Raw genomic sequence first — 17,383 nt, 5'->3', positions numbered from 1 at the left:
TTATAATGCTCCTTTACTTAAAGATATTTATTTATGAATTTTTCATTCGTAGCACTTGGATCGTGCTCTATTTCTTTTTTGTTCTCACTAATGTTTGAAAAAAAACCTTTTACCCCCCCTCTCGGTTCATCGCCTTTAGCTTCATTCTGATCAATTACATCTATGGTTTTTGCCTGTTCTTTTGGTTCAGTGCATTTTTGTCTTTTTTTAGCCCTCTCTGTCATATTTATATAAGTCTTTTGGGCTAGTTCTGTCTTGGTGTTGTTGTTTATGTAATCAGCTATTTGCTCCCATGTATAATATTTCTTTGCTTCAAGTATATTTTGCAAATACATATTGAAGACAGCCTGCTTTGATTTCGATTTTGTTTCGTTTATAGCCTCGCATATTGGAGATAATAAACTCTCGATCTTTTTCATTTGTTACATTTCCTCTCTCTCTCTACCTCCTACATTGGCATAATACCTTATTTAAAGCAATTTGCTCGCCGTTTGTGTGGGTGATTATGTGGGTTGTTTTGTGGGTTGTCAATGGGGGTGTGGTCTTTTTTGTGGGTTAAAGTGTGGGTGATTGTGTGGGTTGTGTGTTTTTGGTTGTGGGTTATTATGTGAGTCATTGTGTGGGCTGTATGCACGGCATTTTTTGTTCTTCTAAAACACAGGCACGATACCGATTGTACACAAGACCGTTCCGGTCATGTTACAATCGTGTGCCAAAGGGGGACGCCCCTTTGAAACCCCGAACGATGCAGCCGTTCTTATGCGGTTCTACGAACCTTGAGGACATATGAAGAAAAAAACCAACAAAAACGTTCATGTAACATTCAGACTTACCGAAGAAGAATATGCTCCGTTCGATAGGGCTATAAAAGAGCTTAATATTAGTAAGTCTGAATTTTTCAGGCTGCTTACTATTGGTAAAATAAACACATATGCATCTGATAAACGTAACATACCAGAATACAAACGTTGTCTTTCTCAGTTGAGTTGGGCAGGAAACAACATAAATCAAATAGCGCACCGATTAAATTCAGATCATTTAAAAGGTATTATATCAGAATCGCTTTATAAAAAGGTTTTAAATGGACTAATCGGTATTCGTGATCGCCTTCAGGAGATAGCTAAATGATTGTCAGATACGGTGGTGGTAATGATGGTATCGTTGATTATCTGATAAATGGTCGCAAAGCAGAACGCCAGTACACGCGTGATGAACTTGATCATCGTGTTGTTCTTGATGGTGATTTACAGACTACAGATAAGATTATTGATTCTATTGAAAACAAAAGTCAGGAACGTTATTTGCACATTACTCTGTCTTTTCATGAAAGTCATGTGTCGAATGAAGTGTTAAAGGCTGTTGTTGATGATTATAAAAAATTATTGATGAATGCTTATCATCCTGATGAATACTCTTTTTATGCGGAAGCTCATTTGCCTAAAATTCGTCATATCCAGGATAATAGCACTGGTGAACTTGTTGAAAGAAAACCACATATTCATATTGTAATTCCTAAAGTAAATTTGATTACTGAAAAGTTCCTGAATCCAGTGGGAGATGTTACCAAAGGGCATACAATTGAACAGCTTGATGCTATACAGGAATTTATTAATAATAAATATAATCTTGATAGCCCTAAAGACTATCCGCGTAAAGATGCGGATTACGGAAAAATTATAAGTAGAGTTAAGGGGGATCTTTACAAAGAGCATCACTCTGAATTGAAAGGTGAGTTGCTTTCGCGTATAGAGAACGAGAAAATTGAAAATTACTCTGTATTCAAAGATATTGTTGCAGAGTATGGTGAACTTCGTATAAGAAATGCTGGTAAAACCAATGAGTATCTGGCTGTAAAATTGCCTGGAGATAAAAAATACATAAACTTAAAAAGTCCTCTTTTTCGTCAGAATTACATTGAGACAAGGACATTAACACTTGAGAAACCAACACACAAAGAGATAGAAAAGAGACTTAATACCTGGTTAAATAAAACAAGCCAAGAGATTAAGCATATTTTTAACCAGGCGGAGAAAACAAGGGAACTTTACAAGACATTAAGCCCTTCACAACAAATTGATTTCCTGCAAGAGAGGATAAAAGAATATGACTCAAGAGAAAAACTTAACGAAAGAAATTCTCAGCAAACGTCAGGACGAGCGGGAGGTTACAAGTCGTGTCCTAAAAAGTTTGCCAGAATCCGTCAATCTGAAGCAACAGTCGGATTGTCACGTATGCCCCAACGCGGTATGGTTTACGGAATCAATGGATTCACAAGACCCGACTCTGTCAGTGTATTGTCAGATATTTCGCAGCGTGATCTGGCAGAGCAATTATCGCAAAGAGAACATCCTGGTCAGGATGTGCGACGGGATTATGATAGACAATTCACAGAGTCAGGAATAAAAAGTCTTGAACGCTCTTCTTTTTTGTGTGAAACGATGTTTCAGACTCTGAATGAGGCGGCAGAGAAAAACGAAATTGCAACGATGGCAGAAATTCGCAGAAATATTGATCCTGTCAGGTTTCTGTCTTCTGCCGCCGAGCGTTTTAATATTATTCCAGCGCAGCATAAAATCAGAACAGCAAAGGACGGTTCCCCCCGGTTTTCTGTGGGGAATCGTAATATGAACGCATCTGATTTTCTGACAAAGCATATTAATCTTGCCTGGAAAGATGCGAAATCCTTTCTGCTTGAAGTTTATTCACAGCAGTTAGAAAACACGCCATATACGCGCTATCCAACCTACAGACGCCTTACGCATCATGAAGCCCGTGAGCGTCTTAACTCACTGAATTTATCGGAAAAAACATTACGAAATACTATCAGGTTTGAGCGTGGCAAGCTGTATAATGATCTGCGAGAGATGAGACGCGAGTTGAAGTTAATACCACGTGAACAGCGTGATATTGCCGTGGGTGTGATTGTTTACAAAAAACTAACCACACTTGAGCGTCTTTCTGAACTCGACACAGAGGGGCGACACATAATTCGTCAATATCATGCTGACTGGCATAAGGATAAAGATGAAATGAAAGCCCTTGAACGTCTCAAAAGCTATCTCAACTTCGATGAAATCAACGCCATTTCTGCTGACGAACCCGAACTTTCGCTTCAGAAAGCGGTGGATTCCCAGCGCCGCTTAGAAGAGGCGAAAAAGGTTAACTCCAAACTAAAAGATCTTGTGATGGATAAGCAGGATTCCAGGATTGTTTATCGCGATCAGGAATCGGAAAAGCCTGTCTTTACCGACAAAGGGAACTTTGTCGTTGCGGGTAAAAATCCTTCAAAAGAAGAGATCGGAATAATGCTTGAGTATTCCAGGGAAAAGTTTGGTGGTGTACTCAAACTTACCGGCTCTGAAGATTTCAAAAAAATGTGCGCTGAAGTTGCCGCAGAGCAGGACATGAAGATTATTTTACGCCCGGAGCAGTATCAACAGATGATGCTGGAATTAAAAGCAGAACTTCAGGGTAATAAGTTTGAGCAGGTGGAAACACAGGAAAATAGCCAGGAGTCCGAATCCAGAATAGAGAAAGGTGATGCATTGAAGGAACAGGCCACCGAACAGGAACAGGCTACAGAGCAGGCACAGGCTACAGAGCAGGCACAGGCTACAGAACAGGCACAGGCTACAGAGCAGGCACAGGCTACAGAGCAGGAACAGGCCACCGAACAGGAACAGGTCACCGAACAGGAACAGGCTACCGAACAGGAACAGGCTACCGAACAGGCACAGGCCACAGAGCAGGCACAGGCCACAGAGCAAGCACAGGTCGCAGCGCAGGCCACATCTTCATATGATCCTGGTGTTATTACCAGGGCAAACACCCTGGATTCACAGATGCTTAGTAAAGGCACAAATGGTGAATTTGGCTATTTGAAATCTCTGGATAGCGATGAAAATGAGATTTGGGAAGTGCTGGGACATGTACCTGGAGACAGCGATGATATTTTTGACGTTGCCAGTTTTGATAATGAAAACGACGCAAAAGAATTTTGCAAAATTGTGAATGAGTTAGGTATTGACAGAACACAGGCTCTGATTCAGGAGCAGCTTACTACTCAACACGATCAGGCTACTGCGCAGGTGCATAATAAACAGGAAATTTATTGTATAAACTTTAGTCGCTTCCATGATTTGAATGAAGGTATCGTCTTTCATTCTAAAGATGCGGCTATTCAGTGTTATGAGGAAAGCAAATCTTCTGCAATAGAAAAATATGAAAGCAATTATTTAAATGGTGATGGTTTTGATACTGTTGTGCTTATGTCTAAAACTGTCTCAACCGATGAATTATCCTCTTATCCAGAGGGGGCATTAGTAACGTTTGATAGGCCATTTGAAATAATTGCCAATTCATATGAAGAATACCGTACTCCAGTGTATGCGGTTTCTTTTTCGAAGGATGAGTTTAGTGAAGATATTAAGACTTTTGAGTCATTGCACGACGCATCTGAATATAAAAATAAGATGCTTCAGGAGCACGGGCTTAACCAGGATGATATCTTAATCACACCTGTAACAAGAGAAGAAATCGCCTTTAAAGGAATTAAGGACGCTGTTAATGACGCTAATATGGCAGTGATGGAACAGGCGGGGGATTCGTCCAGAGAATCACCAGAAGAGATACTCGCCAGTATTTCAGCTAACGAGCATATGATCTCCGGGCTTGAAAACTTCCTGGTTAAAGACCGTTCTCAGTTCAGTTCCTGCAATGGGGATATCGTTGTGGAGGCGGAAATTACCAGGGGGGAAGGTGGTCTTTATCACCTTGCGGTCGCTGGTAAGCATGGCTTAGAGCGTGGTGATGCAGTTGCCAGAGTGGATGTTACGGAGCAGCAATTTGCCGCGATCACTGGAAAAACACCTTCTGAAGTTTTAACGGGGGACCAAACATCGGCTCGTGTTCCGGTAATTACAGGTATCCATTTCAGTACAAGGGCTATTGAAAATGTGAATAAACTGGAACAACAGAAGGATTATGTCTATTTCTCAACACATGAAGGCCTGAATGCTGAAATAAAAGATTTCAGCTCTCTCAAGGATGCTATTGAGTGGGGCCGGGTTGAATGCGAGCTACATGATCTCAATAAGCGCGATACTGTCATTTATCGCGTCGAGTCTGAACATATTTCTCAGGGGATTGACGCTGTAATGAAAAATGCTGAACGCGTGGAGCGTCATGAAATTGAGAAAGCACAGGGACGGGATTGCACGCCGGAAGACGGCAAGATTCTTGAGGCAATTGATCGCTTTGAGGACAAGTTCAGAGGGGAAGGACTGAAGTTCGAAAGGGAGAAGGCCGAATCCGATTTGCTTAATCACGGATTCACTCGTGAAATGGCAGAAGATGCTCTTGGAAAACAATTTGTCCAGGCCAGAGAAGAACATCTGGAATTGCAGCAACAGCGTGACAATTCACAGGACATGCACTAATTAAGAAAAAAGCCCGGTTTTCGGGCTTTTTAAGATACAAATTATAAATACTCTCAAGTGTATATTCAGTATGGGATTGCGCAATGATTGCCTAATAAAATTTCTGAAATATTTCTGTATCGCATAATTTTTTATATCAGATAAATTGTACTGGATTTCTTAAAAAATTGCAGTAAAATTGCCGCAATTATCCCACCGTTTATTTTTTGAGTAGTTTCTCATGATGCAGCATACTTCTGTGTGGTACCGACGCTCGGTCAGTCCGTTTGTTCTTGTGGCGAGTGTTGCCGTTTTCTTGACCGCGACCGCCAATCTTACCTTTTTTGATAAAATCAGCCAAACCTATCCCATCGCGGACAATCTCGGCTTTGTGCTGACGATCGCTGTCGTGCTCTTTGGCGCGATGCTACTGATCACCACGCTGTTATCATCGTATCGCTATGTGCTAAAGCCTGTGTTGATTTTGCTATTAATCATGGGCGCGGTGACCAGTTATTTTACTGACACTTATGGCACGGTCTATGATACGACCATGCTCCAAAATGCCCTACAGACCGACCAAGCCGAGACCAAGGATCTATTAAACGCAGCGTTTATCATGCGTATCATTGGTTTGGGTGTGCTACCAAGTTTGCTTGTGGCTTTTGTTAAGGTGGATTATCCGACTTGGGGCAAGGGTTTGATGCGCCGATTGGGCTTGATCGTGGCAAGTCTTGCGCTGATTTTACTGCCTGTGGTGGCGTTCAGCAGTCATTATGCCAGTTTCTTTCGCGTGCATAAGCCGCTGCGTAGCTATGTCAATCCGATCATGCCAATCTACTCGGTGGGTAAGCTTGCCAGTATTGAGTATAAAAAAGCCAGTGCGCCAAAAGATACCATTTATCACGCCAAAGACGCGGTACAAGCAACCAAGCCTGATATGCGTAAGCCACGCCTAGTGGTGTTCGTCGTCGGTGAGACGGCACGCGCCGATCATGTCAGCTTCAATGGCTATGAGCGCGATACTTTCCCACAGCTTGCCAAGATCGATGGCGTGACCAATTTTAGCAATGTCACATCGTGCGGCACATCGACGGCGTATTCTGTGCCGTGTATGTTCAGCTATCTGGGCGCGGATGAGTATGATGTCGATACCGCCAAATACCAAGAAAATGTGCTGGATACGCTGGATCGCTTGGGCGTAAGTATCTTGTGGCGTGATAATAATTCGGACTCAAAAGGCGTGATGGATAAGCTGCCAAAAGCGCAATTTGCCGATTATAAATCCGCGACCAACAACGCCATCTGCAACACCAATCCTTATAACGAATGCCGCGATGTCGGTATGCTCGTTGGCTTAGATGACTTTGTCGCTGCCAATAACGGCAAAGATATGCTGATCATGCTGCACCAAATGGGCAATCACGGGCCTGCGTATTTTAAGCGATATGATGAAAAGTTTGCCAAATTCACGCCAGTGTGTGAAGGTAATGAGCTTGCCAAGTGCGAACATCAGTCCTTGATCAATGCTTATGACAATGCCTTGCTTGCCACCGATGATTTCATCGCTCAAAGTATCCAGTGGCTGCAGACGCACAGCAATGCCTATGATGTCTCAATGCTGTATGTCAGCGATCATGGCGAAAGTCTGGGTGAGAACGGTGTCTATCTACATGGTATGCCAAATGCCTTTGCACCAAAAGAACAGCGCAGTGTGCCTGCATTTTTCTGGACGGATAAGCAAACTGGCATCACGCCAATGGCAACCGATACCGTCCTGACCCATGACGCGATCACGCCGACATTATTAAAGCTGTTTGATGTCACCGCGGACAAAGTCAAAGACCGCACCGCATTCATCCGCTGATTTCTCCCTGTATTTTTTCCAAACCCACCGCACACTCCATTCGTATTATGGGCGGTGGGGTGGGGTTTGTTATGCCGTATTTATCAAATAAACGCCTACTTGCTGAGATGAGTATCGCTCTTGTCATGGCGATCGTTGCCACGCTGACCCTTGAGCACAGTCAGATTGATCTGATGGTCGCTGATTGGTTTTATCTGGGTATGGGGCATTGGATGGTTGCCAAGCAAGCTTTTTTGCCAGATTTGCTACTGTATTCTGGACTAAAAAAGCTGCTGATGGCGATGCTGATCTACTTGCTGGTTGCGACCATTTGCCGTGCTTATCATGAGAAAAAGGGCAATGCTATCACTGCCAAGTGGCTTGTCCCAGTGACAAAATTTCGCGTGCGTGAGCTTGCGTATCTGGTGCTGACTTTGATCCTAGTGCCGACAGTTGTCGCGTCATTGAAGGCATATACTCATGTGGTCTGCCCTGTGCATTTGACGATTTTTGATGGTACGCTGCCGTATTTGCCGATGCTTGATAGTATGCGTAACACCATTCCTGATAAGTGCTTTCCTGCGGCGCATGCCAGTAGCGGATTTGCGCTGTTTGCCTTTGCGTTTGCGCCAAGTTTGCGCCGCCGTCGTGGTGCGATCATCATCGTGGTGATGGCATTGGGCTGGGCGATGGGCTGCTATAAGATGATTATTGGCGATCATTTTTTGAGCCATACGGTGGTGTCGATGATGCTTGCGTGGGCGATGTCGGCAGGGCTTGCGTGGGTGTTTTTTAAGAAGGGTGAACAATTCAAGGAAAAAAAATCAACCCCAAACAGAAATAACAGCTACAAAAATGGACAGTAATAATGCAATAAAAGTAATGTTGAGCCATATGTTGGACGAGTCTTTTAAGACTAATGAGGCTGTTAATGCCATTGTAATGAAACTAATGATAATAATGGCTGCAAATAAATATTGTACAATGTTTTTTATTGTACTTGGTTGCTCCCCAATTCTTTCTCTGTAATTTGCATCAACATTAGATATCCATTGAAGTAATAGAGCAATAAAACAGCCTACTCCGCAAACGGTGAATTGCACAGACGTCGGGTTTGAATCAAACAACGAGATCGCTAAGTTATATAAGTATACCGCGCCTGAAATCACCCCGACAACTAAAATAGAGATGAGTATAATCCGAAGAACTAATGTATTGCTTTCCTTTAAGGAATATATTAAAGCCGCTTTTTCGTATTCTTTCATGATTTAATCCAGTCTATAAGTATAAGAACCAACAAAACTGTCCAGGATTCATTTTCTGTGAGCATATGAAATCCCATCCAGAGTGATGATACTGGCAGAAACACGCCCACAGCCGGAATTATTAGTCTGGCGGAGAATATCCTTATCAGGAGTATCAATAGTGATAAGAACAGAAAAAGAGTGATCATGTGGAAAAACATTCACATCACCTATAACACTATTAAGATAGCCTGCCAGATATCCATTTCAGACAGGCTATATACAGGGTTCAATTCATTCTATGAAAGGTGTATAGGGATTGCTGATGTTTGTGTCGATCAAAAATCTAATATTAATAGATGAGAACTAATATACATATTTCCAGACGGATGGGGGGATTTTATCGTAGAGTTTATTCATTGTGAGTTCTGCAAGCCTGTGATCGGCGGCGGCATTAAACGACTCAAGCTCAGAAGGAGGGAGGCTGTTTTGGTTTTTTTCAATAATCTTTTCAAGTGTGTCGAGTGTTGAGCAACGTCTTAACTGAAAGAGCCAGTCTTGTTTTGTTTTCATTGTACAATTCCTGAAGAACATCCTTGTCCTATAGTAGCTACAACGATGTTTGATTTCTACTGCTGGATTTATTTCTTACTTTTTTGTGTAAACTCAAATCCCAGTTTCCCGGTTGCTTTGTCAACCAGTTTTACTTTTGCTGAAAATTCTTTGTTTGTTTTTTGACTAATGAAACCTTTCAATTCACTTGTAACTCCTTTTGTTATTAACGTTTCAATTTGTTTATCGGTTAATGATTTGCCGCAGAAATCTTTCCATATCTTAAATTCACATCCTGTACAGGAATAGCTTTTTGGCCTGATAACAATCTGTTTACCACAGGAAGGACAAGGAGAGGACAGGCGTTGTGACTGACCAGACGGCGCGCTGGGGGAAACTTTTATTTCAGCACTGTTCGCATTACTGATCATCGGTATCAGATCATTGTACAGTTCGTCAACGAACTGTTCGATGGTCATTTCTCCGTTTTCAATGAGTGTCTGTTTTTCCGCCCATAATGCCGTCATATCTGGATTAACAGCTATATCCGGCAGAGCATCAATAAGCGCATACCCGGTATCTGTCGGAATAAGTTTTCCTTTTTCCAGGGTGATATAGTTCCGTTTTTTCAGTGTTTCCAATATGGAAGCCCGCGTAGCTGGCGTACCAATACCGCCATGTTCGTCTTTTTTATCCCGATCTTTATCCTTCAGTAACTTTTTAATCACTGGATCAGTGACAAAATCTGCGACACGAACAAGCGCGGCAAGTAAAGTGGCTTCGGTGAATAATGGCGGTGGCGTTGTTTTCTTCTCATTCACAACCACTTCTTTTGTCGTCACTGTTTCTCCTGTGCGAATTTTACAGAGCAGATCAAAAGCGGAATCATCATTTTCGGCTTCTGATTCCTCATCCCCGGTATTTTCCTCACCAAGAAACGCTTCAAATCCGCTGTCTGTTGTTTTCCTGGCACGGGCATAAAACGACTCATCACCACACTGAATGGCAACGGATACTTCCTGGTATGTTTTTTCAGGCATGAACTGAACAAGATAGTGTTGTGCGATTGCCAGGTAAACATTGCGCTCGTCACTGCTCAGCGCGTTTACATCCGGTACGTTAACGGTCGGGATTATCGCCGTATGCGCAGTCACTTTCGCACTGTTAAACGCCTTGCTTTTACGTGTCGAATCAACGTCCAGTGGCTGATCGAATACTGACTTCAGGGCATCGAGAACCTGTGGTGCTTCGCTGAATTGTTCATCAGAAAGATATGAGCAATCTGAACGGTTGTAAGTAATTGCTTTGTATTTTTCACGTAGCTGCTGTGTGATATCCAGCGTTTGTTGTGCCGTCATTTTGAACTTCTTGTTCATGTACTGCTGAAGCCGGACCAGGTTAAAGGGCAATGGCGCAGCCGTTTTTTTATCGTCTGTTGCTGCTGCTTCAACTGTCGCTGGTTTTCCTGCAAGGGAAGCCGCTGCTCCATTCGCCCACGCCTTATCAAGTAATTTACGGTCTGTCAGTGGTGCGAACTCACCAGGTTTCCAGTTCGCCCTGATAACATCAACGCCGCGTTGAAAATGCCCGGTCATGGTGTAGTAGAAACTGGATTTATGATTCTTGTTGGCACGGGTGCGATTTACTATCAGGCCAAGAATAGGCGTCTGAACACGCCCGACCGAAAGTGTCCCTTTATAGCCTTTAGCCCGTGCCGGGATCGTATAAGCACGCGTCATGGATAAACCGTATATCGCGTCGGCTACAGAACGCGCCAGAGCCTTGAGATAGAGTCCTCTGAAGTCACGGTTATTTTTGGGATTTGCCAGTGCCTTTTTCACTGCCGGAAGGGTGTTGTCGTTGATCAGAACGCGCTTAACGGGTTTTGTGTTGCCTGCATATTCCAGGACCTCATCGACAAGTAGCTGTCCTTCGTCATCTGGATCGCCAGCATGAATAATTTCGGTCACATCGGCACGCCTGATAAGCTCAATAATCGTTTTAACTTGTTTTGCGGCGCTTTCTACTGGCTGGTATTTTACGGGATAAAGACGCAAAGGGAGTGTTTCAATCTTCCACTCTTTGTATTCAGGATTATAGTTTTCGGGGGGCTGTGATTCGATAATATGACCAAAACAGTTAGTCACAATAGTATTATCACTTTCAAACCAGCCATCATGACGGGTAAAATTGCCACCAAGCGCCTTAACAATATCATTCGCTACTGCGGGTTTTTCTGCGATAAAAAGTTTCATTTTGTTATCCTTTACATTGAATTAATCTTTTGGCACAACGGATAGCACGTTCTTCTGATACTGCCTGTTGCCAGTTATCTTCACTTACTGGATGTCTGAATCTGCGTTCACAGCCATTAAAAGCAAAAATCCCCTCACGGTTAAGTATATTAGTTGCAATATCCTGGTCTTTAATTCTCAAAAAGGCTGTTACGGCAAAACCAGAATACGAAGAAATTTTTGAAATGATGCATTCATCAGCTTTTATTAACGCGGCAAAAGGAACTATCTTTTGATGACCACACGAAATCAGAGGGAGTGTGTGAATATCATAATAAGCTATTGAATGACAATCCATGCGGGTATCATCAATAGCTGCCAGCCAGAATCCTGTCTGGTCTTTTATTTTTCTGCTAATATCTGAATCTGAAACACCAGGATTTAATAAATATCCACCATAACAGACATGGAAGGGGTGAGCAGATTCATCAATATCAGGAAGTTCTTTTACCGGATTTTCTTTCCAGTCCTTCAGAACACCGAATTCAAGAGCATCCAGCAAAAACTTTCGTTCAAATCCATCAAGCAATGCATATTGCATGTTAAACCTCTCAAAGAAGCTCTGATTTGTTGACCTCATGGTGAACCAGTTCACCATTGCGTAAGACAAACAGGTAAGAAAACTTTCTTTCCTTATCTTTCAGTCAGTTTTTGTATTCAGAAAGAATAAACACCCAGTCATCGGTGCTGTAATGAGATGCGATGACTCATTATCTTTTTAGTGATGAGTTGATTATTTTTAAAATATGCCTGCCTTTAATTAGCATGTTTCTGGAAACAGCCTGATTACGAATACCTCTCATCTGGTCAAACTGATAGGTTAAATCATGTTCTTTTCGTGAAAGTCCAAGAGTGGCTCTTTCATTATCCATCAGGACTGAAATTGCAATATATTCTCCAGATGCACACCAGTCTGCATAACTGGCAACGCAATGTTCCATCTCCTGACCTTCCTGACACAGAGCATCAAATGTAATTAATTCATTTACACCGTTATCAACTTTCTGCCAGTTTATCCCAGTTCCTTTCCATTTTGGGATTACGGGAATAACGTTATTCTTCACTTGTCGCGTCCATTCATCAGATAGTCTCCAGAAAGAAGGCCACTCCTGGTTTTTATGAATTAACCGTTCTTCTGCTAACAACCAGTCAATTGCATGACACAACTGATTCGTTTCCATTTCCCAGCGTGATGTTTGCCTGGATTCAGTATTACGGTCATAAAAGCCAATGTTTTTAAATAAATCACGATGATATTCTAGCCATTTTGAGCATATACGATAAATATCATTTTCTTTTTCTGAGTAAGCTCGAATGCTAATATAATCGATAATCCAGTAAATTGCTCTCACAGGATAGTTCTTGATAAGTGGATGGCGTAATAATCTGACTGTAAATCTGAATGATGCATTATCATGTTTATCATTTAAAGCATATACTAATGACAAACTAACATGTCGTAAACTTCTGAACTCACCATAACTAAGTTTGCAGGGAAAACTGATTTTTTCATATAACTCTTTTGTCTTTCCAGATAGTATAAACTGACCATTTTTATGTTGTTGTCTTAGACGACCAACCATAGGCCACAATCCGAAAAAATCCATATCATTCACAATATGGATTCGCTTTGAAAAATCCAGATAGTCCTCAAATAATGCCTGACGAATTGAATTGTAAGCTATCGAACAATGTGAAGCTCTGGCATATTGTGCAAATATCTTTTTATCTACCATTATCCATATAGCTTTACTCAATGCTTTTGAAGCATTAAATTCATTATCCACCCCTATAATTTTTAATGCTCTCTGATAAATTTTGTTTTTTATCTCTGCGAGTAAAATATGTCTGCTGATATATCGTGTATTATAGGGGTAGTTGAACGATGCTATTTTACCAAGGCAATGAACAATGTCATGTATTCCATACTCATATGAGTAATATACATTGGATGGATATAGTGTGGAAATATAACGACTCTCACTGTTTTCCTCTTCCTCTCCAATGCGTAACAAATAGAGTTTGTCTTCAATTGAATATCCAGCCTCAATCAATGATTTGATGATGTAGCTAATCGCATATTTTAACCAGTCGTCCATGTCGTATGCAGATTTTTTAGACCAGAATAAAAAAATCTTACCAGGAAATGAATTTCTTCTGGTCCATACCCCAGTGTGCTTATCTCTTAGCTTGTATCCCCACAAAGTGATTTTGTTATTCTTTTTGCTTTTTCTAATACGAAAAACGCCACAAATGATAATGGAGATATACTTTTCATTCTCCTCTGTTTTTACAAGACGAAGCCCCCCTGTATTTTGATAGATTTTAAAAACATCATGCAACGTAAGAATATTATTGTCCCTTGTCTGTTGATTAATTACATACATGCCGCCCCCTGTTAAAAAGAAGCCTTTAATATTGCACAAAGATAAAAAGACAGAATCATGGCAAACCAAAAGAAGAATGCATTTTCTTGCCCCTTAATTTCTGATACGCCATTCCCACGGTGGAACCGGATTTGCATCGGCCCACAAACCGCGTTTTTGTTCCTGCGCTTCCCGTTGCAGAGCCGGTAATGACTCATCCACGTTGTAACGTTCATATACCCATGCAGCGCCAGACTGAACCATAAAGCGGCTGGCATCCGTGCCGTTCGTCGTGAACACATGACCGATAATGCGTCCGTAGCGGTCTTTATGTGAATAAGAGACTGTCACCTGTTTACCTGCAACCAGAGTTTTAAGCTGACTAGTTGACCAGCGTCCAAAAGGTTGTTTCTTTTCAGGGGCATCGATGTTTATCAATCGGACTCGGATCGGAACTTCATACACAACAATTTTTGCGGGTAGTGTTTTAATTTCTATGGTGTCGCCATCGAGAACGCGAATAACTTTCCCCTGAAGAATTTTCTGGTTAAATGTATAAGGTATTCCACCTGCATTTGCAGACTGAAAAGCGGTAAGCAGATAAATAAATATTGTTAATAAGATTTTCATAAAAGATTAACGTTAATTTGTCTGTGCAATGGATAGAGCGTTATTCTTATTTTCTTCCTGCCGCTTCATCGAAAAATGATGATTTTCCTACTGCTGCGGCATCATACTGAAATGAATATCCAAAATCATCGTCATGCTCAAAACCTGTATTTTCTCCATTTTTTAGTCTGGAAAGAATAATCTCAAGTTGACTGATTATATCTTCCCTTTCACTATGACGAGTGCCTTGTAAGAGAATAGTTACTTGTTGCAAAGGATATGCATGTTCAATCCATGCCTGGCTAGGTCCAGAGTGCGTTGTATATAAATTTTTTTGTGCCGAAATATTATTCAGAAAACAGTTTAAGTCATCATTGGAATAAATTTCTTTAATATTGTTGATGTTGGATGTTAGTTTTACAAGTTGGAATGGTGGAGAATTTTTGTCTTCATTGTTGTCTCCTTTATCGTATTCTGGAAACACAATTAACAAAGGTGCACCATTAGTTCTCTTCATAAAACGGGTTACTAGCCGCCCAATATATTTATTGGACATATGCTGTTCAATGTCCAGGACAGCATATTCCTCCGCTGGGAACATTTTGTTTTTTTCGATGGATTTAATTTTTCTGGTAAGATGAATGTTTCTGATAAGCAAACCTACTATCAGGAAGTAAATAAATATCCAGAATAAAAAATCACTCTGTAGTTGTTCTATCATAAGTGAATCCTCTAATTTGTTAATGGACAAATCATTACCCGTTCATCAATGTTTGTAGGAAGTTCGCCAGGAGTAGGGACGCGTTCTCCTCGCTGGGCGGCTTGTGCCAGTGTTCGTAGCAGCAACACGCTGGCATGAAATATGGCCTGTTCTTTTGTGGCTGCGCTTGTTTCCAGGTCGAAATCACTCAGAGTCACAACGACTTGCCCGTTTCTGTTCTCGACCGTTGCCGGGTAGGGAACAAAATAGGGAGCGATTTTGCTGGTTTGCTTGCGTCGGGCATCGAGTTTACTGACAAGTTGATAAGCCCGAAGGTGTGTGTATCGTTTCAACATGTTCAGGGAGCGATGGCCTGAAATAGCGGCAACCTCAATGACGTTCAATGTACCAAGTTCGAAAAATCGGCTGATAGCCTCATGACGGAGGTCATGAAAATGCAAGTTTTCTATCTTCAGTTCCTGAAGTGCTGTTCGCCAGGCACTTTTGAATCCCGAAGAGGTATAAGAAAAAATATTACCGTTAAGCTGTGTCGGCAGCATTTGCAGGTAATTACGGGCTTTCCTGGATAGCGGAACATCGCGTGGAGCACCGTTTTTGGTTGTTGGAAGATGAGCTACCCCATGTTGCAGATCGACGTGTTCCCAACGCAATGACAAGATTTCACCTTGTCGCATTGCTGTTTCCAGCGCCAGATGAAAAATGACGTAAAGAGCCTGATTTTTTTCTTTGAAATACCGCGAAAGTCGGCGTTCTTCTCCTGAAGTCAGGCGACGATCGCGCCCGCTACTGATTTTGGGTTTTCTGACCAGTTCGACAGGATTCATGCGGCATGTTCCCCATTCCACACGGGCGATATTGAATAATGATGACAACAGGGCAAGTTCAAGACGGACGGTGTTTCCGGTTATTTGACGCCCCGTTCGTGGGTTAATTTGCGCCAACCGTTGATCCCGATAATTGGCAATATCAACAGTGGTAATGTCATCCATATAGCGTTCAGCAATAGGGTGACGTTTAATCACATTTACGCGATAAAACTCCTGTAGATGGCCTTTTTTGTGGATGGATACTGTCTTCAGGTATTTGTCCAGCGCCCGGCTGATTGTCATTTTGCGAATTTTGATTTTCTGAAACATATCCCCTCCAGACAAAAAAGGGGGGAAGGTAGAGATTCTTGCTTCGAAATGCAATATCACCGTGCCAATCCGGTACGTGGAAAAAAGGAGGGGGCATAGGGAAAGTCTCCACCTATCAGCTTAATTTCCCATACTCTCAGTCAAACTTGGGTCAGCATACTTTTTGCGCATTATCCCATGTAAGAGCAACGGGTTTCCATAATTCAAAATACGATTATTCAGAATGCTCGTTATCTAAGTCCGGAGCAAACTGGCAACTAACAGCTTACCCACCTTCACTAGCTAGTTATCGTTGTGATGCAGTATGTATTGATTAATCATAGAAATAGGGTGCGTATAACGGTACGTTATATGGCAGCTACTACATCACTGTTCACTGCTTCCGCTAATTCATACCAGAATACTCACTGACACAATGCATAAGTAGTGACTGAATAATACTGATTCTGGTTGGTGTTTTGGCTGCAACCAGCTACCCATGCACTGTTACCGGAGGGGGAAGAACGCTTGAGAATGGCATTTGAAAAGCTGCACATTCCACCACCTCCTGTAACTTTCTTTCCTGAAGGGCAAGTCGCGGTGGCAATTGGCTGATTCCAGTCACTTGCTGTCGCAGTAACCATCTGTACTGTACCGCCGCCATTTTTCTGCCACGTACCGGATTGGCACTGGCCTCCGTGCCAATCCGGTATCTGGACAACGGCAAAAGTGAACTTCACTACCAGTACGTACAATATCGGGAAAAACACCCGAAATCTGAGCATTGGCGTACATGCGTACTGTTCGTGGACATACCTTAATGGTGCGCCTTTTGGTGGGTTTCAGCAGGTATACTCCGACCAAAACAAGGTTTGGTATGTGAATAATTATGCGTGGGGAAATTATGAGTCCGGCGGCACAATTACTGTTACATGCCTGAATCTTCCTGGTGCTGGGATTTAACCGAAGGGGCAACAATAAGCATCAACGTGTTCCTCATCAACGCCATCACCAATGCCATACATGCGTGTACCTGTCATGATAAATCCGGTCGGGCATTGAATGGGTTTGTAGTAGATAGATCCTCCACTTTTCCCGCCAATGAAGTGATTCATTGCTACAGATGATTGATACCACTTACAGGCGGAGTAGTTCACTTTATTGCCACCAGACCACCGACCGGATTGGCACGGAGGCCAGTGCCAATCCGGTGTGTGGA

At 42.2% G+C, this 17,383-nt stretch carries 13 protein-coding genes and 1 pseudogene; 4 read left to right on the top strand and 10 right to left on the bottom strand.

Going from position 1 to position 17,383, the window contains the following annotated elements:
- Positions 1-17 precede the first annotated feature (17 nt).
- Positions 18-419, bottom strand: a complete 402-nt coding sequence (locus ACJHW7_RS21735; protein WP_021575837.1) for a hypothetical protein — start codon at positions 417-419, stop codon at positions 18-20.
- A gap of 367 nt (positions 420-786) precedes the next feature.
- Here ACJHW7_RS21735 and ACJHW7_RS21730 point away from each other — a divergent pair, with 367 nt between their 5' ends.
- The 4 genes from ACJHW7_RS21730 to ACJHW7_RS21715 all read left to right on the top strand — a co-directional run bounded on the left by ACJHW7_RS21730 (position 787) and on the right by ACJHW7_RS21715 (position 8,129).
- On the top strand, positions 787-1,128 hold the full coding sequence (locus ACJHW7_RS21730; protein ID WP_000730722.1) for a plasmid mobilization protein: 342 nt from the start codon (positions 787-789) through the stop codon (positions 1,126-1,128).
- On the top strand, positions 1,125-5,438 hold the full coding sequence (locus tag ACJHW7_RS21725) for an LPD7 domain-containing protein (protein ID WP_034169409.1): 4,314 nt from the start codon (positions 1,125-1,127) through the stop codon (positions 5,436-5,438). Before ACJHW7_RS21730 ends, ACJHW7_RS21725 begins: the two co-directional genes overlap by 4 nt.
- 220 nt (positions 5,439-5,658) lie before the next feature.
- A complete protein-coding gene (locus ACJHW7_RS21720; protein WP_049589868.1) occupies positions 5,659-7,284 on the top strand; it encodes a phosphoethanolamine--lipid A transferase MCR-1.1 in 1,626 nt (541 codons plus the stop codon).
- 71 nt (positions 7,285-7,355) lie between these two features.
- Positions 7,356-8,129: a PAP2 family protein gene (locus ACJHW7_RS21715; RefSeq protein WP_052234578.1), complete on the top strand. Its 774-nt coding sequence runs from the start codon at positions 7,356-7,358 to the stop codon at positions 8,127-8,129.
- Here ACJHW7_RS21715 and ACJHW7_RS21710 read toward each other — a convergent pair.
- The 9 genes and pseudogenes from ACJHW7_RS21710 to ACJHW7_RS21670 form a co-directional block, all read right to left on the bottom strand.
- The gene (locus tag ACJHW7_RS21710) at positions 8,088-8,528 is read right to left on the bottom strand and encodes a hypothetical protein (protein ID WP_000666084.1); all 441 of its coding nucleotides are present in this window, start codon (positions 8,526-8,528) and stop codon (positions 8,088-8,090) included. The genes ACJHW7_RS21715 and ACJHW7_RS21710 overlap by 42 nt on opposite strands.
- 345 nt (positions 8,529-8,873) lie before the next feature.
- Positions 8,874-9,080 carry a hemolysin expression modulator Hha gene (gene hha / locus ACJHW7_RS21705; protein ID WP_000850854.1) on the bottom strand — a complete coding sequence of 69 codons (207 nt, stop codon included), beginning with the start codon at positions 9,078-9,080 and terminating at the stop codon, positions 8,874-8,876.
- Positions 9,081-9,148: 68 nt separating this feature from the next.
- Entirely contained in the window at positions 9,149-11,314 is a 2,166-nt protein-coding gene (locus ACJHW7_RS21700) for a type IA DNA topoisomerase (protein WP_063078686.1), read from the bottom strand.
- Between the two features lie 4 nt (positions 11,315-11,318).
- The gene (locus ACJHW7_RS21695) at positions 11,319-11,894 is read right to left on the bottom strand and encodes a hypothetical protein (RefSeq protein ID WP_001303470.1); all 576 of its coding nucleotides are present in this window, start codon (positions 11,892-11,894) and stop codon (positions 11,319-11,321) included.
- 169 nt (positions 11,895-12,063) lie between these two features.
- Positions 12,064-13,740: a PcfJ domain-containing protein gene (locus ACJHW7_RS21690; protein WP_072652847.1), complete on the bottom strand. Its 1,677-nt coding sequence runs from the start codon at positions 13,738-13,740 to the stop codon at positions 12,064-12,066.
- 93 nt (positions 13,741-13,833) lie between these two features.
- Complete coding sequence (locus ACJHW7_RS21685; RefSeq protein ID WP_000698398.1) at positions 13,834-14,349, bottom strand: thermonuclease family protein; 516 nt, start codon at positions 14,347-14,349, stop codon at positions 13,834-13,836.
- Positions 14,350-14,395: 46 nt separating this feature from the next.
- The gene (locus ACJHW7_RS21680) at positions 14,396-15,049 is read right to left on the bottom strand and encodes a hypothetical protein (protein WP_000572553.1); all 654 of its coding nucleotides are present in this window, start codon (positions 15,047-15,049) and stop codon (positions 14,396-14,398) included.
- An 11-nt stretch (positions 15,050-15,060) separates the two neighbouring features.
- Positions 15,061-16,185 (bottom strand): site-specific integrase, encoded by a 1,125-nt coding sequence (locus tag ACJHW7_RS21675; protein WP_000486716.1) that lies wholly within the window; start codon positions 16,183-16,185, stop codon positions 15,061-15,063.
- Between the two features lie 938 nt (positions 16,186-17,123).
- Positions 17,124-17,383, bottom strand: a pseudogene (locus ACJHW7_RS21670) (hypothetical protein); the annotation flags it as partial.

Source organism: Escherichia sp. WS1152, assembly GCF_046487665.1.
GTDB lineage: Bacteria > Pseudomonadota > Gammaproteobacteria > Enterobacterales > Enterobacteriaceae > Escherichia > Escherichia coli.
The sequence above is the reverse complement of the archived record's forward strand: the minus strand, read 5'-3'. Positions and strand labels throughout refer to the sequence as shown.